The sequence below is a fragment of the Rhizobium sp. 21-4511-3d genome (assembly GCF_053522545.1).
In genome coordinates, this window is record NZ_JBNWCF010000004.1 from 147,765 (window position 1) to 167,780 (window position 20,016).

The window sequence follows — 20,016 nt, forward strand, 5'->3', positions numbered from 1 at the left end:
CGGTCTTCCCCACAGGCAATCACCGGATGACCCCATGACCAGCTCCGTTCTCGACCGCTTCCTGCGCTACGCCGTCATCGACACGCAGTCCGACCCGACATCGAAGAGCCAGCCCTCGACCGAAAAGCAGAAGAATCTCGGGCGCGTGCTGGTCAAGGAACTGCTGGAGATCGGCCTTTCGGACGCGCATCTGGATGAACATGGCTATGTCTACGCGACGATCCCGGCCAACACGGAAAAGACCGTCCCGGTCATCTGCTTCTGTTCGCATATGGACACCGCGCCCGATTTCACCGGCACTAATGTCAAGCCGCAGATCGTCCGCAACTATCAGGGTGGCGACATTAAGCTGACCGGCGATACGCAACAGGTGATCCGCGTCGCCGACCATCCGACGCTGAAGGATCAGATCGGCAACGATATCATCACGACAGACGGCACGACGCTGCTCGGCGCCGACGACAAGGCCGGCCTAGCCGAGATCATGACCGCGGCGAAGGTTCTGGTCGACAACCCCTCGATCAAGCACGGCACCATCAAAATCCTCTTCACGCCGGACGAGGAAATCGGCCGCGGTGTCGACAAGGTCGACCTGAAGAAGCTCGGCGCCGAATTTGCCTATACGATCGACGGCTCGACCGCCGGCGAGATCGAGGACGAGACCTTTTCGGCCGATGGCGTCGAGATCTCGATCCAGGGTGTCGCCATGCATCCGGGTTTTGCCAAGGGCAAGATGGAGAATGCCATCAAGATCGCCGGGGAGATCATCGCCAAGCTGCCGAAGCATATCGCCCCCGAGACCACATCCGGCCGCGAAGGCTTCATCCACCCGACCGGCGTGACGGGATCGATGGAAAAGGCCGAGCTCGGCTTCATCATCCGCGATTTCGTCGATGAGGGCCTTGCCGAGAAGGAGGTCCTGCTCGAAGGGATCGTCAAGGAGGTCATCGCCGCCTATCCCGGCTCCTCCTACACGTTCAAGGTCAAGCACCAGTACCGCAACATGAAATCGGTGCTCGACCGCAATCCGGAGATCGTCGAACACGCGATCGAGGCGATCCGCCGGGCCGGAATGAACCCGGTGCGCGGCAGCATCCGCGGCGGCACCGATGGTTCGCGCCTCTCGTTCATGGGCCTGCCCACCGCCAACATTTTCGACGGCGGCCATGCCTTCCACTCGCCGCTCGAATGGGTCAGCATCCAGGACATGGAAAAGGCCGTGGCGACGATCGTCGAAACAGCCAAGATCTGGGAAGAGCGGGCTTGAGGCCCGCCAAACCGCTAACTCAATCCGAAAGCTGGATTTTCGCTCTTTGCACAGCTGAGCAATGTTTCGCGCCCCTAAGATCGTTTTAGGCCCCCGCAAACATTCGTTTGACATTCGGTTCGTCTTCACTTCTAGTCTCTCAAGTTTCGGTTTTCCGGGGAGGGTAATCGAAACTGATGGCACGCACGGGAGGGGAATGTGGGCCAAACACTGCACGACCTATTCGTGATCGGCGGGGGCATCAACGGCTGCGGGATCGCGCGTGATGCGGCGGGGCGCGGCTATTCGGTGGCGCTGGCGGAGATGAACGACTTCGCCTCCGGCACCTCGTCGGGCGCCACCAAGCTGATCCATGGCGGGCTCCGCTATCTCGAACATTACGAGTTCCGTCTCGTGCGGGAATCGCTGATGGAGCGCGAAGTGCTCTGGGCGATGGCGCCGCATATCATCTGGCCGATGCGCTTCGTTCTGCCCTATCACAAGGGTGGCATCCGCCCGGCCTGGCTGATCCGGCTGGGGCTGTTCCTCTACGATCACCTCGGCGGCCGCAAGCTCTTGCCGCCGACATCAGTGCTCGACATGCGCCGCGATCCGGCAGCCAAGCCGCTGAAGGCGCTGTTCACCAAAGCCTTCGAATATTCCGACGGCTGGGTCGACGATGCCCGCATGGTGGTACTGAACGCCAGGGATGCCGCCGACAAGGGCGCGCTGATCATGCCGCGGACCAAAGTGGTGTCAGCGCGGCGCGAGAATGGGCTGTGGGTCGTCGAGACGGTGGATACGCTCTCGGGCCGCAGCGAGACGCATCAGGCCCGCATGCTGGTCAATGCCGCCGGTCCCTGGGTCGATCACGTCATCCGCGCCGCCTTCGGCCAGAACGAGGCCCGCCATGTCCGGCTCGTGCAGGGCAGCCATATCATCGTCAGGAAGAAGTTCGACGGTCCCAAAGCCTATTTCTTCCAGAACCCCGACAACCGCATCATCTTCGCCATTCCCTATGAGGACGACTTCACCCTGATCGGCACCACCGACCGGGATTATGGCGGCGATCCCAAGGATGTCAGGATATCGGCGGAAGAGACGGATTACCTTTGCAAGGCGGCAAGCGAATACTTCAAGGAGCCGGTCACCGCCGACGATATCGTCTGGACCTATTCGGCCGTCCGCCCGCTCTTCGACGACGGTGCCTCGAAGGCGCAGGAGGCGACGCGCGATTACGTGCTGAAGCTTGAGGGCAAAGACGGCAGCGAGGCGAATGCCGCGCCGCTTCTCAACGTCTTCGGCGGCAAGCTCACCACCTACCGGCGCCTGTCGGAACATGCGCTGGAGAAGATCGGCGAAGCGATCGGCATCAAGGGTTCGCCGTGGACGGCGAAGAGCCATCTGCCGGGCGGGGATTTCCCGGCGCAGGGGTTCGAGGCGGAAGTGGCCAAGCTGCAGGCGGCCTATCCGTTCCTGGCGCCCGCTCATGCGCGGCGGCTGACGCGCCGTTACGGCACCAGGGCAACGATCCTGCTCGGCAAGGCAGCCTCGACCGCCGATCTCGGGCGGCATTTCGGGTCGGATCTCTATGAGGCCGAAGTCCGCTATCTCATGCAGCATGAATGGGCCTTCACCGCTGAGGATGTTCTCTGGAGGCGAACGAAGGCCGGACTACACATGACGACGGAACAGATGCAGACATTGGAGGAGTACATCGCCGCCCTGCCCGCACAGCTCGCCGGGTAGGACGGCATGTGGTCCCCGTCTTGAGGAGGCACGGGAACCGGAATGCTCGAACTGCGCAATGCCGCCAAGATGGTGGGGGGTGAATACCACATTCACCCGACCGATCTGACACTCGAACGGGGATCGTTGAACGTCCTGCTTGGACCGACGCTCTCCGGCAAGACATCACTGATGCGGCTGATGGCCGGGCTCGACCGCCCGACCAGCGGATCGGTTCATTTCGACGGCGCCGACGTCACCGGCGTGCGGGTCCAGAAGCGCAATGTCGCCATGGTCTACCAGCAGTTCATCAATTACCCGGCATTGTCGGTCTACGAGAACATCGCCTCACCGATGCGCATTGCCGGCCGCGATGCAAAGACCATCGACACCGAGGTGCGCAAGGCCGCCGACCTGATGAAGCTGACGCCTTACCTCGACCGCACGCCCCTCAATCTCTCCGGCGGCCAGCAGCAGCGCACGGCGCTTGCCCGCGCCCTCGTCAAGAATGCCAGCCTCGTGCTGCTCGACGAGCCGCTCGCCAATCTCGACTACAAGCTGCGCGAAGAGCTTCGCGAGGAGCTGCCCCGCATCTTCGCAGCCTCCGGGGCGATCTTCGTCTATGCGACGACCGAACCCTCGGAAGCTCTGCTTCTCGGCGGCAGTACCGCGACGTTGAACGAAGGCCGCGTCACGCAATTCGGCAAGACGATCGAGGTCTATCGCCGCCCCGTCGATCTCGTCACCGCCAAGACCTTTGCCGATCCGCCGCTGAATTTCATCGATGTCGTCAAGAGCGGCCCGATCCTGCGGCACGCTAGCGGCGTCGAGTTCGCTGCGCCGGCGCATCTTTCCGGCATGGCCGACGGCGCCGTCACCATCGCTTTCCACCCGCATCATCTGGCGCTCGCCACACAGACGCAGGCGTCGCCGAAGCTGATCGCAAAGACGCAAATCTCCGAGATCACCGGCTCGGAAAGCTTCGTGCATGTGGATTTCAACGGCGTGCGCTGGGTGATGCTGGCACACGGCATCCACGACATCGATCCGGATACCGAGATCGCCGTCTATCTCGACACCCGCCACCTCATGGCCTTCGGGCCGGATGGCCGGGCGATCGCAACCGGCAACCAGGCGGCTTAGGAGGCTCACATGGCACGCATCACGCTCGACCATATCCGCCACGCCTACGGCCCCAATCCGCAGTCGGAGAAGGACTATTCGCTGAAGGAAGTCGATCACGAATGGGCCGATGGTGGCGCCTATGCGCTACTCGGCCCGTCCGGCTGCGGAAAGACCACGCTTCTCAACATCATATCAGGACTTCTTCAGCCATCGCATGGCCGCATCCTGTTCGACGGCAAGGATGTCACCGATCTCTCGACACAGGCGCGCAACATCGCGCAGGTGTTCCAGTTTCCCGTGATCTACGACACGATGACCGTCTACGACAATCTGGCCTTCCCGCTGCGCAACCGCGGCGTCGCCGAGCCTGAAGTCGACAGGCGCGTTCGCGAGATCCTCGAGATGATCGACCTCTCCGACTGGGCAAAGCGCAAGGCGCAGCGGCTGACGGCCGACCAGAAGCAGAAGATCTCGCTTGGCCGCGGCCTCGTGCGCAACGACGTCAACGCCATCCTCTTCGACGAGCCGCTGACGGTCATCGACCCGCATATGAAATGGGTGCTGCGCTCGCAGCTGAAGCGGCTGCACAAGCAGTTCGGCTTCACCATGGTCTATGTCACGCATGACCAGACAGAGGCGCTCACCTTCGCCGAAAAGGTCGTCGTCATGTATGACGGCGAGATCGTGCAGATCGGCACGCCGGCCGAGCTCTTCGAGCGGCCGAGTCACACATTCGTCGGCTATTTCATCGGCTCGCCGGGCATGAACGTGATGCCCGCCAAGGTATCCGGAAATGTCGTCAATGTCGGGCAGGAAGCGATCAGCCTCGACTATGCGCCGAACACGTCAGGCGCCGCCAAGGTCGAGCTCGGCATCCGCCCTGAATTCATCCGCCTCGGGCGCGAGGGCATGCCTGTCTCGATTTCCAAGGTCGAGGATATCGGCCGCCAGAAGATCGTGCGCGCCCGCTTCGCCGATCAGCCGCTGGCGATCGTCGTCCCCGAGGATGCCGAAATTCCTGAAGATGCGCGGGTTCGTTTCGATCCCGCTGCGATCAGCATCTACGCCAATTCCTGGCGCGTCGGCAGGGAGGGCTGAACATGGAAAAGACCTGGAACAACAAGGCCTGGCTTCTGGTTCTGCCGGTGCTGGTGCTCGTCGCCTTCTCGGCCGTCATCCCGCTGATGACGGTCGTCAACTACTCGGTGCAGGATACGTTCGGGAACAACGAATTCTTCTGGGCAGGCACCGACTGGTTCGTGCAGACGCTGGAATCGGACCGCTTCTGGGAAGCTCTGCAGCGCAACCTCGCCTTCTCGCTGATCATCCTGGCAATCGAGATCCCGCTCGGCATCTTCATCGCGCTGAACATGCCGAAGAAAGGCCTAGGCGTCCCCGTCTGCCTCGTCTTGATGTCGCTGCCGCTGCTCATTCCGTGGAATGTCGTCGGCACCATCTGGCAGGTCTTCGGCCGCGTCGATATCGGCCTGCTCGGCCATACGCTGGAAGCGATCGGCCTCGATTACAATTACGTCCGCGATCCCGTCGACGCCTGGATCACCGTCATCGTCATGGATGTCTGGCACTGGACGAGCCTCGTCGTGCTGCTCTGCTATGCCGGCCTCGTCTCGATCCCGGATGCCTATTACCAGGCTGCCAAGATCGACGGCGCCTCGCGCTGGTCCGTCTTCCGCTACATCCAGCTGCCGAAGATGAAGCGGGTCCTGCTGATCGCCGTGCTGCTGCGCTTCATGGACAGCTTCATGATCTACACCGAACCCTTTGTCGTCACCGGCGGCGGTCCCGGCAATTCGACGACCTTCCTGTCGATCGACCTCGTGAAGATGGCCGTCGGCCAGTTCGATCTCGGCCCGGCTGCGGCGATGTCGATCATCTACTTCCTGATCATCCTGCTGCTGTCGTGGATCTTCTACACGGTCATGACCAGCAGCGACGCCAATAGCTGAGAAAGGAGAGGACCATGGCTCAGACAATGAAATATAAGCCCGCCGGAAACTTCTCCTGGGTGGTTTCGACGCTCTACATCGTCTTCCTGCTGCTGCCGATCTACTGGCTCGTCAACATGAGCTTCAAGGAGAATTCGGAGATCACCGGCGCCTTCTCGCTCTGGCCGCAGAACCCGACGCTCGCAAACTACACGGTCATCTTCACCGATCCGTCCTGGTATAACGGCTACATCAACTCGATCATCTATGTCGTTATGAACACGGTGATTTCGGTCCTGGCGGCACTGCCTGCCGCCTATGCCTTCTCGCGCTACCGTTTCCTCGGCGACAAGCATTTGTTCTTCTGGCTCTTGACCAACCGCATGGCGCCGCCGGCGGTCTTCGCGCTGCCCTTCTTCCAGCTTTATTCGGCCTTCGGGTTGATCGACACGCATATCGCGGTTGCGCTGGCACATTGCCTGTTCAACGTGCCGCTGGCTGTCTGGATCCTCGAAGGCTTCATGTCCGGCGTGCCGAAGGAGATCGACGAAACGGCCTATATCGACGGCTATTCCTTCCCGCGCTTCTTCGTGAAGATCTTCATGCCGCTGATCGCCAGCGGTGTCGGCGTCGCCGCCTTCTTCTGCTTCATGTTCTCGTGGGTGGAGCTGCTTCTGGCCCGCACCCTGACGACGACGGCCGCCAAGCCGATCTCGGCGATCATGACGCGCACCGTTTCGGCAGCGGGCATGGACTGGGGCGTGCTGGCTGCGGCCGGCGTGCTGACCATCGTGCCCGGCGCCCTCGTCATCTATTTCGTCCGCAACTACATCGCCAAGGGCTTTGCCCTGGGCCGCGTCTGAGGAGGAGACGACCATGACCTTTTCCTGGATGGCCTGGACGCTGCCGACGGCGCTGTTCTTCCTGACGATCCTGATGCTGCTCGTCGGCATGAGCGTCTGGGAATATTTCGTGCCCGGCGGCTCGCCGCGCACCGGCCTGCTGCGCTTCGAGACGACGCGCGGCGACCGTCTCTTCATTTCGCTGCTGGGGGCAGCGTTCATTCATCTGGCATGGCTGGGTCTTGTTGGACCCGGCCTGTGGTGGGCTCTTGGCATCTCCGTGATCTACGCCATCGGCGTGTTCCGATACGTGTGATGCCAAGGTGAGACAGATGGCCGGGGGTACTGGCCGCCTGAGACGTGAAGACTGCAATCGCAAACCCTGGGAGGATATTATGCGACGGCATCTACTAGCGACGACAGCAGGCATTTTGCTGGCAATGACGGGCTCTGCCTATGCCGGCATGGACGAGGCGAAAACCTTCCTCGACAAGGAGATCGGCGATCTATCGTCGCTCCCGCGCGCCGACCAGGAAAAGGAAATGCAGTGGTTCATCGACGCTGCCAAGCCCTTCTCCGGGATGGACATCAAGGTCGTTTCCGAAACCCTGACGACCCACGAATATGAATCCAAGGTGCTGGCGCCCGCCTTCACGGCGATCACCGGCATCAAGATCACCCACGACCTCATCGGCGAAGGCGACGTCGTCGAAAAGCTGCAGACGCAGATGCAGTCGGGCGAGAACATCTACGACGCCTATGTCAACGACTCGGACCTGATCGGCACCCATTGGCGCTACCAGCAGGCGCGTTCGCTGACCGACTGGATGGCGAACGAAGGCAAGGACGTCACCAATCCCGGCCTCGACATCGACGACTTCATCGGCACCAAGTTCACGACCGCGCCGGACAAGAAGCTCTACCAGCTTCCCGACCAGCAGTTCGCGAACCTCTACTGGTTCCGCTACGACTGGTTCAACGACGAGAAGAACAAGGCCGACTTCAAGGCGAAGTATGGCTACGATCTCGGCGTGCCGGTCAACTGGTCGGCCTATGAGGACATCGCCGAATTCTTCACCGGCCGCGACATCGGCGGCAAGAAGGTCTTCGGCCATATGGACTACGGCAAGAAGGACCCGTCGCTCGGCTGGCGCTTTACCGACGCCTGGCTGTCGATGGCCGGCAACGGCGACAAGGGTCTCCCGAACGGCCTTCCGGTCGACGAGTGGGGCATCAAGGTCGACGAGAACTCCCGTCCTGTCGGTTCGTGCGTCGCCCGCGGCGGCGATACCAATGGCCCGGCTGCCGTCTACTCGATCCAGAAATATCTGGATTGGTTGAAGGCTTACGCACCGCCGGCAGCGCAGGGCATGAACTTCTCCGAATCCGGCCCGGTTCCGGCGCAGGGCGAAGTGGCTCAGCAGATCTTCTGGTACACGGCCTTCACGGCTGATGCCGTCAAGCCCGGCCTGCCCGTCGTCAACGAGGACGGCACGCCGAAATGGCGCATGGCGCCCTCACCGCATGGCGTCTACTGGAAGGACGGCATGAAGCTCGGCTATCAGGACGTCGGTTCCTGGACGCTGATGAAGTCCACGCCCGACGACCGCGCCAAGGCCGCATGGCTCTACGCGCAGTTCGTGACGTCGAAGACCGTGGACGTGAAGAAGAGCCATGTCGGCCTGACCTTCATCCGCGAGTCGACCATTCGCGACAAGAGCTTCACGGAGCGCGCTCCCAAGCTCGGCGGCTTGATCGAGTTCTATCGCTCGCCCGCCCGCGTCCAGTGGTCGCCGACCGGCACCAACGTTCCTGACTATCCGAAGCTCGCACAGCTCTGGTGGCAGGCCGTCGGTGACGCCTCTTCCGGTGCAAAGACCGCGCAGGAAGCCATGGATTCGCTTTGCTCCGAGCAGGAAAAGGTGCTGCAGCGCCTCGAACGCGCCAAGGTTCAGGGTGACATCGGGCCGAAGCTCGCCGAGGAGCACGATCTCGAATATTGGAACAAGGATGCCGTCGCCAAAGGCAACCTCGCTCCGCAGCTGAAGATCGAGAACGAGAAGGAAAAGCCGGTCACGATCAACTACGACGAGCTGGTCAAGAGCTGGCAGTCCAACTGATCATGGCCGTGCCGGCCGGGGGAGACGAGGCTCCCGGCCCGCTTTCATCAACGCTGCAGGATGTGCTGGCGGACCAGCTCCTTCAGCTTCTCGACATTTCCGGCCGCGATCGCATCGATCATCTGATGATGCTCGCGGCCGGACTGTTCGACCCGGGCGCGCGTGCGCCATTGCGAGACCGGTGCTGAAGACGTTCTCTGCCGGATCTCGGTGATGAGGTCGACGAGTTCGATATTGCCGCCGAGCGTCAGCAGCTGGCGGTGAAAGGCCAGGTTGGCTTCGTAGAGCTCCAGCATCGTTCCGTTCAGCACCATCAGGTCGAAATGATCGGCAAGCTTCCTGAGCTTGGCGATCTCGTCGGCAGCAGCGTTCGAAACGATCGTTGCCGCGATCGCGGTTTCCAGGATGATGCGGATTTCGCTGACTTCCTGGGCGCGGCGGCCATCCGGCTCATAGACGTGATAGCCGCGGTTCGGGACATGCTCGACGAGGCGCTTCTGCGCCAGCCGATCCAGCGCGCGGCGCACTTCCGGGCGTGTGCATTTGTAGCGGCGCTCGAGGTCGATCTGCTTCAGCCAGGTGCCGGGCAGCAGCACACCGGCCAGAATGTCCTGCAGGATGAAGTCAGTCACGTCGCGCGCGCTGGCCGATTCCGGCTCTTCTTCCATCACGACGTCAGCCATTTCCAATCCCCTTTTTCATCACCGATAACACGCCTGTTCCAAATTCTGTAGGCGTGGCAACCGTTTGAGGTCGTCCAAAATTTATTCATGCCCATGGATTGCGCGAAAATTTTTTGTAACCTAAATTGGCGCCAATTTTGGATACTATGCGAAACGAAGCCGTTTTGAAAGTCATGAAAAACACCGAAGCCGTCTGGGACATCGTCGAAGCCAAGAGCGAAGCCTTCGCCGCATTGAGCGATCGCATCTGGGATATGCCGGAGACGAATTACGAAGAGTATCGCTCCGCCGAAGAGCATGCCCGCCAGCTGGAAGCCGAGGGCTTCAGGGTCGAGCGCGGCATTGCCGGCCTGCCGACGGCTGTGATGGGTGAAGCCGGCGAAGACGGTCCGGTCATTGCCATTCTCGGCGAATTCGACGCCCTGCCCGGCCTGAGCCAGGTCGCCGGCCTCGCCGAAAAGCGCGAAGCCTCCGTCAATGGCAACGGCCACGGCTGCGGGCACAACATGCTCGGCGCCGGCTCCATGCTGGCGGCTTCAGCCGTGAAAGATTTTCTGGCCGAGAACGGCCTGAAGGGCCGCATCCGCTATTACGGCTGCCCGGCCGAAGAAGGCGGATCGTCGAAGGGCTTCATGGTGCGTGCCGGCGTCTTCGACGATGTCGATATCGCCATCTGCTGGCATCCGGCAGCCTTTGCAGGCGTCAACAATCCGGTCTCGCTCGCCTGCAACGAGCTGAACTTCCATTTCAGCGGCCGCGCCTCGCATGCATCCGCCACCCCGCATCTCGGCCGTAGCGCGCTGGATGCCGTCGAGCTGATGAATGTCGGCGTCAACTATATGCGCGAGCACATGCCGTCGAGCGCGCGCATCCACTATGCCGTGACCGATACCGGCGGTTCGGCCCCGAATGTCGTGCAGGCCAAGGCAACGGTGCGCTACCTCGTGCGCGCCCGCAACCTGCCCGAACTGCTGTCGCTGGTCGCCCGCGTCAAGAAGGTTGCCGAGGGTGCTGCGCTGATGACCGAGACCACGGTGCGCAGCGAAGTGATCAGCGGCGACGCCAATCTCGTTGGCAACGTGCCGCTTGAGGACCTGATGTTCGCCAATCTCCAGCGCGTCGGCCCGCCTGTTTTCGACGAGACCGATCGCGAGACGGCCCGCAAGTTCCAGGCGACGATGAGCCCCGAGGACATCGCCTCGTCCTACGCCCGCTTCGGCCTGAAACCGAAGAAGGACCAGCCGCTCTGCGAGGAAATCTTCCCGCTCTATGCCGGTGACAGCTCCATCGTCGGCTCTACCGATGTCGGCAGCGTCAGCTGGGTGGTTCCGACCGTGCAGATGCGCGGTGCCACCTATGCGATCGGCACGCCCGGCCATTCCTGGCAGCTCGTTGCCCAGGGCAAACTTCCGGCTGCCCACAAGGGCACGGAACACGCGGCGAAGGTCATGGCGAGCACCGCCATCGACCTGATCCGTAATCCCGATCTCATCGAGGCGGCCAAGGCGGACCTGAAGGGCCGCCTCGATGGGACGCCATTCGTCAATCCGATCCCTGACGACGTCCAGCCGCCGCTTCCCGAAAGGCAGGCATCATGAACCAGCCGGGCATCCTCGAGCTTATCAGCTTCGGTCCCGACGGATGGGGCAAGGCGCTGCTTGCAGGCGCGTGGATGACCGTTCTGATCGCGCTCGCAGGCTATTCGACCGGCGCCGTGATCGGTTCCTTCGGCGCATGGGCGAAAATATCGGGCGGCCGCGGCCTGAAGATCGCGGCTGATACCTATACGACAGTCCTTCGCGGCATCCCGGATCTGCTCGTCATCTACCTCTTCTATTTCGGCGGTAGCGCTGCCGTCACCGCGATCGGCAAGCTGTTCGGCGCCGAGGGCTTTCTCGGCTTCCCGGGCTTTCTTGCCGGTTCGCTCGCCGTCGGCGTCACCTCCGGCGCCCAGTTCACCGAAGTCTTCCGCGGCGCCTTCAAGGCGGTCCATCCCGGTGAAATCGAAGCGGCAATCGCCTGCGGCATGGGCCGCGCCCTGCGCTTCCGCCGCATCGTCGCGCCGTTGACGCTGCGCCATGCGCTGCCCGGTCTCGGCAATGTCTGGCAGGTCGTCCTGAAAGAATCCGCCCTCGTTTCCATCACCGGCGTCGCCGAGTTGCTGCGCCAGACGCAGATCGCCGCCGGCTCGACCGGCCTGCCCTTCGATTTCTATGTCATTGCCGGCGGTATCTACCTCGTCATCTCCACCGGCTCCGGCCTGTTTCTGCGGCGTGCCGAAAAGCACTTTTCGCGTGGCGTGAGGAGAGGCTGATGGACTGGCAATTTCTGTTTGAAACCTTCGTCAGCCTGGTTTCAGCCATTCCGCTGACACTCGAGCTTGCTGCGACCTCGATTGCGCTCGGTGCCGTCCTGGCGCTGGCCATCGCCCTCTGCCGCCTTTCCCGCAACAAGGCGCTCGAGTGGTTCGCCCGCAGCTATGTCTTCGTCTTCCGCGGCACGCCGCTGCTCGTCCAGATCTTCCTGCTCTATTACGGCCTCGGCCAGTTCCCGGCCGTCCGCCACAGCATCTTCTGGCCGTTCCTGCGCGAGCCCTATTGGTGCGCCGTGCTGGCGCTGACCATGAATACCGCCGCCTATGCCAGCGAAATCATCCGCGGCGGCCTGCTTTCGGTTCCCTTCGGCCAGATCGAAGCGGCCCGCGCCTGCGGCATGCCACGGCTGATGCAATTCCGCCGCATCGTGCTGCCGCTCGCGGTTCGCCAGGCTCTGCCCGGCTACAGCAACGAGATGATCTCGATGGTCAAGGCCACCTCGCTCGCCTCGATCATCACGCTGATGGAAGTCACCGGCGTCGCCGCCCGCATCATCTCGGAATCCTACCGGGCGATCGAAGTCTTCATCGTTGCCGGAGCCATCTACCTGGCGATCAACTTCCTGCTGACCCGGCTCGTCCATCTCGTCGAATACTGGCTGAGCCCGCATCTGCGCCAGCCCGTTCCCTATCATCCGGCAGTGAAAGCTGCGCCCGCACTTGAAGGAGACGCCCGATGACCGCGGCAACCGCTCTCAGCGTCAAGAACCTGCACAAGAGCTTCGGCAATGTCGAAGTGCTGAAGGGCATTTCGCTCGATGCCCACGAAGGCGACGTCGTCTCGATCCTCGGCTCGTCCGGCTCCGGCAAGTCAACCTTCCTGCGCTGCATCAATCTCCTGGAGACGCCGAATTCCGGCGAAGTGACGGTGGCCGGCGAAACGATCCGCATGCTGCCCGACGCCAAGGGCGGCAGCCGCCCGGCCGACCGCAAGCAGGTCGACCGCATCCGCTCGCAGCTCGGCATGGTGTTCCAGAGCTTCAATCTCTGGTCCCACAAGACCGTGCTCGAAAACGTCATCGAGGCACCCGTTCACGTTCAGGGGCGCAATCGCGCCGAATGCATCGAGGAAGCCGAGGCGCTGCTTGCCAAGGTCGGCATCGCCGAGAAGCGCAATTTCTATCCGGCCCACCTTTCCGGCGGCCAGCAGCAGCGCGCCGCGATTGCCCGTGCGCTCGCCATGCGCCCTAAGGTGATGCTGTTCGACGAGCCAACCTCGGCGCTCGACCCGGAACTCGTCGGTGAAGTGCTGCGCGTCATGCGCGCGCTCGCCGAGGAAGGCCGCACGATGCTGGTCGTCACCCACGAAATGGGCTTTGCCCGCGACGTCTCCAGCCGCGTCGTCTTCCTGCATCAGGGCGTCGTCGAAGAGGATGGCCGCCCGCAGGACGTCTTTGCCAATTCGCACTCGGAACGCTTCCGGCAGTTCATCAGCAAATAATCTCTCAGCCCAAACCAAGAAAAGGGGAGCTAAAATGACAATTCTTTCGCGGGTTCTGACCGCAGCAGCCGCAACGGCGGTTATTGCTACCGCAGGCATCGCCCATGCCGACGACAAGAAGTGGACGACGGTGACGATCGCCACCGAAGGTGCGTTCAAGCCTTACAACTTCACCAAGCCGGACGGCACGCTCGACGGCTACGAGATCGAGCTCACCAAGTATCTCTGCGCCCACATGAAGGTCGAGTGCAAGGTCGTCGTCCAGAACTTCGACGGCATGATCCCGGGCCTGAATGCCGGCAAGTTCGACGCCATCATCTCCGGCATGTCGGCGACCGCCAAGCGCGAGGAAGTGATCGCCTTCAGCGATTCCTACGGCTCTACCGGCCAAGCTTTCGCCACCTCGAAGGAAAGCGATCTGGCAGGCCTGCCTGAGAAGGGCCAGGTCTTCTCGCTCGCCAGCGACGAGGCCGGTGCAGCCGCCGAGATCGAGAAGATCAAGCCGGCGCTGCAGGGCAAGACCATCGGTGTGCAGACCGCTTCCACCGCCGCCGCCTTCGTCGACAAGTACCTGAAGGGCGTCGTCGAGGTGCGCGAGTACAAGACAACGGAAGAGCACGATCTCGACCTCAAGGCCGGCCGCGTCGATCTGGTGATGGCCTCGATGGCCTATCTCACCACCGCTTCGCAGAAGCCGGGCAACGAAGACATGACGACGACGGGTCCGCGCTTCCAGGGCGGCTTCCTCGGCCGCGGTAGCTCTGTCGGCCTGCGCAAGGACGACACCGCGCTGAAGGCGCTGTTCAACGAAGCGATCGCTTCTGCCAAGGCCGACGGCACGATCAAGACGCTGTCGGAAAAGTGGTTTGGCTTCGACGTCACGCCGAAGTGAGGCCCTGACGCTTTGCGTTCTCAGAGCCCGGCGACGCGCAGCCTCGCCGGGCTTTCTTGTTTTCAGCACAATCTGTAGTGACAGCGCGATGCTGTCATACTATAAGTCCCTGCAGCGACTCATGAAGGAGGATCGTCACGATGCGAAATCTCGGCACAACACAACGCTGAACAGCGGTGCCGATTGGGCTCGTCTGTTCGGCCCGCTTCCCATCCTACGATCCTGACAGATATTGCCCTGGAGGGCACTCATGTTTCGTCGCTTCTTCTCCTACTATGCGCGTTACAAGCGCTTGTTTTTCCTTGATTTCGGCTGCGCCGTCATTGCCGGCCTCCTGGAACTCGGCTTTCCGCTTGCCGTCAAACTCTTCGTCGACGAGCTGCTTCCCGGCCGTGACTGGGGGCTGATCGCCGCCGTTGCGGCTGCACTTCTCGCGGTCTATGCCGTCAACACCGGCCTGATGGCTGTGGTCAACTATTGGGGTCATGCGCTCGGCATCTCGATCGAGTCGGACATGCGCCGCCAAGCCTTCGACCACATCCAGAAGCTGTCATTCAGCTATTTCGACAACAACAAGACCGGTCATCTGATCACCCACGTCACCAAGGATCTCGAAGAGGTGGGCGAAGTCGCCCATCATGGTCCCGAGGACGTGTTCATCGCCATCATGACCTTCATCGGCGCCTTCATCCTGATGTTCACGGTGCATTGGAAGCTGGCGCTGCTGACGACGACGATCGTGCCGTTCATGACCTGGCTCGTCAGCCGCTACGGCGCCAAGATGACGGTCACCTGGCGCAACCTGTTCCGCAAAGTCGGCGACTTCAACACCCGCGTTCAGGAAAGCGTCGGCGGCATCCGCGTCGTCAAGGCCTTCGGCAACGAAGGCTATGAGAGCGAGCTCTTCGCCCTCAATAACGAAGGCTACCGCGAGACCAAGCTCAGCGCCTATCGCTATATGACGGCGAGCATTGCGCTCAGCTATCTCAGCACCCGGCTGGTGCAGCTGGTCATCATGGTTGCCGGCACCTTCTACGTCGTCAATGGCGAGCTGACCTATGGCGGCTTCGTCGGCTTCCTGCTGCTCGTCAACGTCTTCTTCCACCCGATCGACAAGATCACCTCGGTGCTCGAAATGTATCCGAAGGGTATCGCCGGCTTTAAGCGCTTCATCTCGCTGATCGACACCGAGCCGGATCTCGCCGACCGTCCGGATGCCGTCACCGTTAGGTCGCTGCACGGCGATATCGCCTACAAGGACGTCTCCTTCGGCTATTCCGATCACGGCAAGGTGCTGGACAAGCTGAACCTGACGATCTCTGCAGGCGAGACCGTCGCCTTCGTCGGCCCCTCCGGCGCCGGCAAGACGACGATCTGCTCGCTGCTGCCGCGCTTCTACGATGTGACATCGGGCGCCATCACCATCGACGGCATCGATATCCGCGACATGACGCAGGCCTCGCTGCGCAGCCAGATCGGCATCGTGCAGCAGGATGTTTTCCTGTTCGGCTCGACCATCCGCGAGAACATCGCCTATGGCCGTCTCGGCGCATCGGATGCAGACATCATGGAAGCGCTCAGGCGCTCATCGCTCGACGAGTTCGTACGTTCGCTTCCGGCAGGTCTCGATACGCCGACCGGCGAGCGTGGCGTCAAACTCTCGGGCGGCCAGAAGCAGCGCCTGGCGATCGCCCGTATCTTCCTGAAGAACCCGCCGATCCTGATCCTCGACGAGGCAACCTCGGCGCTCGATACGGCAACGGAATATGCGATCCAGCAGGCGCTTTCGGAACTGTCGGAAGGACGCACGACACTGGTCGTCGCCCACCGCTTGGCCACCATCCGCAATGCCGACCGGATCGTCGTCATGGGTCCGCGCGGCATCGAGGAGCAAGGCACGCATGCCGAACTTCTCGCCCGCAACGGCGCCTATTCCCGCCTGCACAACGCCCAGTTCGGCGCGGTCGCCTGACGAAAAGCCCGGTGCGCTTCAGGCCATCTGCTGCCTGAAGCGCGCCGGCGGCACTCCACGCCTTGCCTTGAATGCCTTGCCGAAGGCCGCCTCCGAGTCATAGCCGACCTCGGCGGCGATATCGGCGACTGTTCGGCGGGTGCGGATCAGCAGGTCGCTGGCGAGCGTCATCCTGAGATCGGTCACGAAGCCCGCCACCGTCATCCCCGACGTTTCCTTGAACTGTCTGGCATAGGTGGCGCGTGACATGGCGCTGAGCGAGGCCAGCCGGTCGATCGTCCAATCCTCCGCCGGGTTCGCGATCACAGCCTTCAATGCCCGCGAAAAGCGGGGATTGGCGATCAGCGCCAGGAGACCCGCGGTGCCGAGCGCGGCCGTATTCTGCGCCCTGAGTGCCATCGTCAGCAGCGCCAGACAGATCGCCGTCGCGATCGTCAGCGCGCCGGCTTCCTGATGCATCGCCTCGTCGCGCAGGATGCCGACCAGCAGCTTCAGTGTCTCCTCCGATTGCGCTCCGGCAAGCGAGGCATGAAAGACATCGGGCAAGGTATCTAGCAGCAGCGACGACGACCCGGTAGCTGAATCGAAATGCCCGCAGAGCAGATCCACATCGGGCGCTCCCTCCCCGTTCTCGCGCACCGGCAGCATGCCGTCATGTATCAACCGCACCGGGCCCGGCCCGGCACCGCTCTCCCGGCCGACAATCAGATGCGCCTCGCCGCGCGGCAGCATGAGGAAATCCCCTGCGGTCAGCTCGACCACCCGCCGGTCGGGAAGCCGCAGGCGGCAGTTGCCGGACAGGACCACATGAAACGGGATGACGCCGCGGGCCGCCGGTTCGTGGTCGATCTCGAAGGCGCCTTCGAGGCGGCAGCGGATGTCCAGGCTGGTGCGAAGCCCGGCAAGGTCGATAAGGCGGCTGAGAATATCCATGAGACGATCGCGCTATAAATTGAACTTCTGAAACATTCATCGGATCACACGAAAAGTCCATATTCCATCTCAACAGACAGCGAGAGAGCTGCTGCAGATGATGGAAAGGCAAAATCATGTTGAACTGGAAAGAATATCGTAGCCAGCTGATCGCCCGGATCGGTGAATTCGGCAAGACCGTTCCGGAGACGGTGAAGGGCTACCAGACACTCTCGACCGCCGGGCAGAAGACGAATTACCTGGATGCGAAGCACCGCGAGCTGATCGCGCTCGCAGTCGCAGTCACAGTGCGTTGCGATGGCTGTATCGCCGTCCATACGACCGAAGCCCTGAAGCAGGGCGCGACCAAGGAGGAAATCTCCGAAGCGCTCGGTGTTGCCGTGGCTATCAATGCCGGCGCCGCCATGGTCTATTCTGCCCGCGTTCTCGACGCCGCAGAGGCGATCGCCAAGTAAGTGCATTCGACGATGCGGGAGGCGCGCCGCCTTCCGCTCCCCTGATGAAGCGAGGTCATGGCAATGCAAGCTGCAGACATTCCGGCAAGGACCGGTTTTCAGATGCCGCGCGTCCCGGCATCCTTCTTCGGCATAGTGCTCGGCATTGCCGGGCTCGGCAATAGCTGGCGGGTGGCCGCCTCCGTCTGGGGACTGCCGGCCGCATCGGGCGAGATCCTCAGCCTGCTGGCAGTCGCCGTCTGGTTCGCCGTCAGCGTCCTCTACGGCCTGAAGTGGCTGAACGCCCGCGGCGAAGCTTTGGCGGAGCTGGAGCATGCGGTGCAATGCTGCTTCGTCGGCCTCGCCGGTGTCGCAACGATGCTCGCAGGGCTCGCGCTGCTGCCCTATTCGCGGCCGGCGACCGAAATCCTCTTTGCCGCCGGCTTCGTCTTCACCTTCGCCTTCGCCCTGTGGCGGACCGGAGCCTTGTGGCAGGGCGGCCGCGACGTGACCACGACGACGCCGGTCCTCTACCTGCCGACGGTCGCAGGTTCCTTCGTCAGCGCTATCGTTCTCGGTGCGCTCGGCTTTCAGGAGTTCGGTCAGCTCGCCTTCGGCGCCGGTTTCTTCGCCTGGCTGGCGATCGACTCGGTCTTGCTGCACCGGTTGCTGACGGCACCGGAACTTGCGGTACAGCTGCGCCCGACGCTCGGCATCCAGCTTGCCCCTCCGGCTGTCGGAAGCGTCGCCTATCTCAGCGTCAATGGCGGAATGCCGGATATGCTGCTTCATGCGATGCTGGGTTACGCCATCCTCGAGGCTGCCATCCTGTTGCGCCTGCTGCCGTGGATCACCAAGCAGCCCTTCGCCGGCTCCTACTGGGCCTTCACCTTCGGCGCCACGGCGCTGGCGACAGCCGCCATCCGCGTCGCAAGCCACAGCAGCGATGCCGCACTCCAGGGCCTTGCGGTGGTGATCTTCATCGCCGTCAACGCCATCGTCGGCTTTATCGCGATCGGCACGCTCTGGCTCATCGCCCGCGGCAAGCTTCTGCCTGCCGCACAGCCGAAGGCCAGCTGACGCATCGAACTGTCGCAGATCTGCGACAGTTCCCCTGCGGCATGGAATGGGCTGCTTAATTAAGCAGAATTGCAATGAGACGGTATTTGCCCCAGACTGCGGTCTACGTTCCGTGGGAGGAGCAGATGCACGAATTCACAGCGCATGCCGACCATGTCTATACGTGGGCGCAGCAGAACTCTGCCGCCGCCAGCTCCCCGATCGTCGCCTCCTGGCGCCGCTGCATGGACAAGCATCAGCTGACCCCTGAAGAGAAGCGCGCGCCGCTCCGTCTGACCGAGCAGGAATTCCGCCTCGCCCGCCAACAATCCGAACAGCTGATCCGCGACGCAAACGACGAGCTCGACAAGCTGTTCCTGACGGTCGGCAAGGCGGGATGCTGCCTGCTTCTGACCTGCCGCGAGGGCGTCGCCTTGGAGCGGCGCGGCGCGAGCGCCGACGACAAGGAATTCAACGACCTCGGCCTCTGGACCGGCTCGGTCTGGACCGAAGCGAGCATCGGCACCAACGGCATCGGCACGGCGCTCGCCGACGAGCGTTCCGTCTCGATCTTCCGCGACCAGCACTTCCTGTCCTCGAATATCAAGCTCAGCTGCACCACGGCGCCGATTCGCGACCATCGCGGCCAGCTGGCTGCCGCGCTCGACATCTCGACCTGCCGCGACGACGTCAACGAGATGACCCTGTCGATCCTCGCGCAGGCCGTGCGCGACGCGGCGATGCGCATCGAGCTCAACATCTTCCGCAGCGCCTTTGCCGGTTCGCGCTTCCTGATGGTGCCCTCCGGCACCAATTCGGCAGCAGCCCTGCTTGCCGTCGACCGGCACGACCTCGTGCTCGGCGCCACCCGCGCCGCCCGGCTGGCCTTGAAACTCGACGACCGCCGGATCGCCGCCGGTATCCCGGCCGCCGATGCGCTGCAGGAAAGCCGCCCGGCAGACGGCGAGGAAGCGCTGATGGATGCCGAGCGCGCCGCTCTACTCAGGGCGCTGACACGCACCAACGGCAATGTCTCGCAGGCCGCCGCCAATCTCGGCATGAGCCGCGCCACGCTCCACCGCAAAATGAAGCGGTTGAACTTGCACTGAGGGTTCTCGCCTGTCGCAGCGCTGCGACAGTGTGCAGTGCGGCATTGCTCCGGGCGGGTATTTCGAAGAGCAAAAGACGAGCAGATTTCCTCCACCGGTTCACTCCTGAACC

Annotated in this window: 19 protein-coding genes; 17 read left to right on the top strand and 2 right to left on the bottom strand. The window is 62.6% G+C overall.

Annotated features, from left to right (window positions below):
• The first annotated feature begins 34 nt into the window (after positions 1 to 34).
• The 8 genes from pepT to ACQZ5H_RS11515 all read left to right on the top strand — a co-directional run bounded on the left by pepT (position 35) and on the right by ACQZ5H_RS11515 (position 9,007).
• Positions 35 to 1,267: a peptidase T gene (gene pepT / locus ACQZ5H_RS11480; protein WP_449097757.1), complete on the top strand. Its 1,233-nt coding sequence runs from the start codon at positions 35 to 37 to the stop codon at positions 1,265 to 1,267.
• Positions 1,268 to 1,465: 198 nt separating this feature from the next.
• Positions 1,466 to 2,995 carry a glycerol-3-phosphate dehydrogenase gene (gene glpD, locus ACQZ5H_RS11485; RefSeq protein WP_449097758.1) on the top strand — a complete coding sequence of 510 codons (1,530 nt, stop codon included), beginning with the start codon at positions 1,466 to 1,468 and terminating at the stop codon, positions 2,993 to 2,995.
• Positions 2,996 to 3,037: 42 nt separating this feature from the next.
• Entirely contained in the window at positions 3,038 to 4,117 is a 1,080-nt protein-coding gene (locus ACQZ5H_RS11490) for an ABC transporter ATP-binding protein (RefSeq protein ID WP_449097759.1), read from the top strand.
• Positions 4,118 to 4,126: 9 nt separating this feature from the next.
• Positions 4,127 to 5,197, top strand: coding sequence for an ABC transporter ATP-binding protein (locus ACQZ5H_RS11495; RefSeq protein WP_112711962.1), 1,071 nt, complete (start codon positions 4,127 to 4,129; stop codon positions 5,195 to 5,197).
• Positions 5,198 to 5,199: 2 nt separating this feature from the next.
• Entirely contained in the window at positions 5,200 to 6,066 is an 867-nt protein-coding gene (locus tag ACQZ5H_RS11500; protein WP_449097760.1) for a carbohydrate ABC transporter permease, read from the top strand.
• A 14-nt stretch (positions 6,067 to 6,080) separates the two neighbouring features.
• Complete coding sequence (locus tag ACQZ5H_RS11505) at positions 6,081 to 6,908, top strand: carbohydrate ABC transporter permease (RefSeq protein ID WP_199625279.1); 828 nt, start codon at positions 6,081 to 6,083, stop codon at positions 6,906 to 6,908.
• Between the two features lie 13 nt (positions 6,909 to 6,921).
• Positions 6,922 to 7,203, top strand: coding sequence for a DUF2160 domain-containing protein (locus tag ACQZ5H_RS11510; RefSeq protein WP_112711968.1), 282 nt, complete (start codon positions 6,922 to 6,924; stop codon positions 7,201 to 7,203).
• A gap of 79 nt (positions 7,204 to 7,282) precedes the next feature.
• Positions 7,283 to 9,007 carry an ABC transporter substrate-binding protein gene (locus ACQZ5H_RS11515; RefSeq protein ID WP_112711970.1) on the top strand — a complete coding sequence of 575 codons (1,725 nt, stop codon included), beginning with the start codon at positions 7,283 to 7,285 and terminating at the stop codon, positions 9,005 to 9,007.
• Between the two features lie 47 nt (positions 9,008 to 9,054).
• Here ACQZ5H_RS11515 and ACQZ5H_RS11520 read toward each other — a convergent pair whose 3' ends face one another.
• Complete coding sequence (locus ACQZ5H_RS11520) at positions 9,055 to 9,690, bottom strand: GntR family transcriptional regulator (RefSeq protein WP_130283836.1); 636 nt, start codon at positions 9,688 to 9,690, stop codon at positions 9,055 to 9,057.
• Between the two features lie 173 nt (positions 9,691 to 9,863).
• Here ACQZ5H_RS11520 and ACQZ5H_RS11525 point away from each other — a divergent pair, with 173 nt between their 5' ends.
• The 6 genes from ACQZ5H_RS11525 to ACQZ5H_RS11550 all read left to right on the top strand — a co-directional run bounded on the left by ACQZ5H_RS11525 (position 9,864) and on the right by ACQZ5H_RS11550 (position 16,369).
• On the top strand, positions 9,864 to 11,288 hold the full coding sequence (locus ACQZ5H_RS11525) for a M20 family metallopeptidase (protein ID WP_449097761.1): 1,425 nt from the start codon (positions 9,864 to 9,866) through the stop codon (positions 11,286 to 11,288).
• The gene (locus tag ACQZ5H_RS11530) at positions 11,285 to 12,004 is read left to right on the top strand and encodes an ABC transporter permease (protein ID WP_449097762.1); all 720 of its coding nucleotides are present in this window, start codon (positions 11,285 to 11,287) and stop codon (positions 12,002 to 12,004) included. The genes ACQZ5H_RS11525 and ACQZ5H_RS11530 overlap by 4 nt, the downstream gene beginning before the upstream one ends.
• Positions 12,004 to 12,744, top strand: coding sequence for an ABC transporter permease (locus tag ACQZ5H_RS11535; RefSeq protein ID WP_449097763.1), 741 nt, complete (start codon positions 12,004 to 12,006; stop codon positions 12,742 to 12,744). Before ACQZ5H_RS11530 ends, ACQZ5H_RS11535 begins: the two co-directional genes overlap by 1 nt.
• A complete protein-coding gene (locus tag ACQZ5H_RS11540; RefSeq protein ID WP_449097764.1) occupies positions 12,741 to 13,505 on the top strand; it encodes an ABC transporter ATP-binding protein in 765 nt (254 codons plus the stop codon). The genes ACQZ5H_RS11535 and ACQZ5H_RS11540 overlap by 4 nt, the downstream gene beginning before the upstream one ends.
• Before the next feature lie 34 nt (positions 13,506 to 13,539).
• The gene (locus tag ACQZ5H_RS11545) at positions 13,540 to 14,397 is read left to right on the top strand and encodes a transporter substrate-binding domain-containing protein (RefSeq protein ID WP_449097765.1); all 858 of its coding nucleotides are present in this window, start codon (positions 13,540 to 13,542) and stop codon (positions 14,395 to 14,397) included.
• A 250-nt stretch (positions 14,398 to 14,647) separates the two neighbouring features.
• The gene (locus tag ACQZ5H_RS11550; RefSeq protein WP_130283824.1) at positions 14,648 to 16,369 is read left to right on the top strand and encodes an ABC transporter ATP-binding protein; all 1,722 of its coding nucleotides are present in this window, start codon (positions 14,648 to 14,650) and stop codon (positions 16,367 to 16,369) included.
• Between the two features lie 18 nt (positions 16,370 to 16,387).
• Here the strand turns inward: ACQZ5H_RS11550 and ACQZ5H_RS11555 are convergent, their stop codons facing one another.
• A complete protein-coding gene (locus ACQZ5H_RS11555) occupies positions 16,388 to 17,302 on the bottom strand; it encodes an AraC family transcriptional regulator (protein WP_449097766.1) in 915 nt (304 codons plus the stop codon).
• Positions 17,303 to 17,418: 116 nt separating this feature from the next.
• On the opposite strand from ACQZ5H_RS11555, the gene ACQZ5H_RS11560 reads away from it, so the two are divergent.
• From ACQZ5H_RS11560 to ACQZ5H_RS11570, 3 genes are all read left to right on the top strand, one after another.
• Positions 17,419 to 17,757, top strand: coding sequence for a carboxymuconolactone decarboxylase family protein (locus ACQZ5H_RS11560; protein ID WP_199625288.1), 339 nt, complete (start codon positions 17,419 to 17,421; stop codon positions 17,755 to 17,757).
• Between the two features lie 57 nt (positions 17,758 to 17,814).
• Positions 17,815 to 18,816 carry a dicarboxylate transporter/tellurite-resistance protein TehA gene (gene tehA, locus ACQZ5H_RS11565; RefSeq protein WP_449097767.1) on the top strand — a complete coding sequence of 334 codons (1,002 nt, stop codon included), beginning with the start codon at positions 17,815 to 17,817 and terminating at the stop codon, positions 18,814 to 18,816.
• A gap of 125 nt (positions 18,817 to 18,941) precedes the next feature.
• Positions 18,942 to 19,904 carry a helix-turn-helix domain-containing protein gene (locus tag ACQZ5H_RS11570; RefSeq protein ID WP_449097768.1) on the top strand — a complete coding sequence of 321 codons (963 nt, stop codon included), beginning with the start codon at positions 18,942 to 18,944 and terminating at the stop codon, positions 19,902 to 19,904.
• The last annotated feature ends 112 nt before the right edge of the window (positions 19,905 to 20,016 follow it).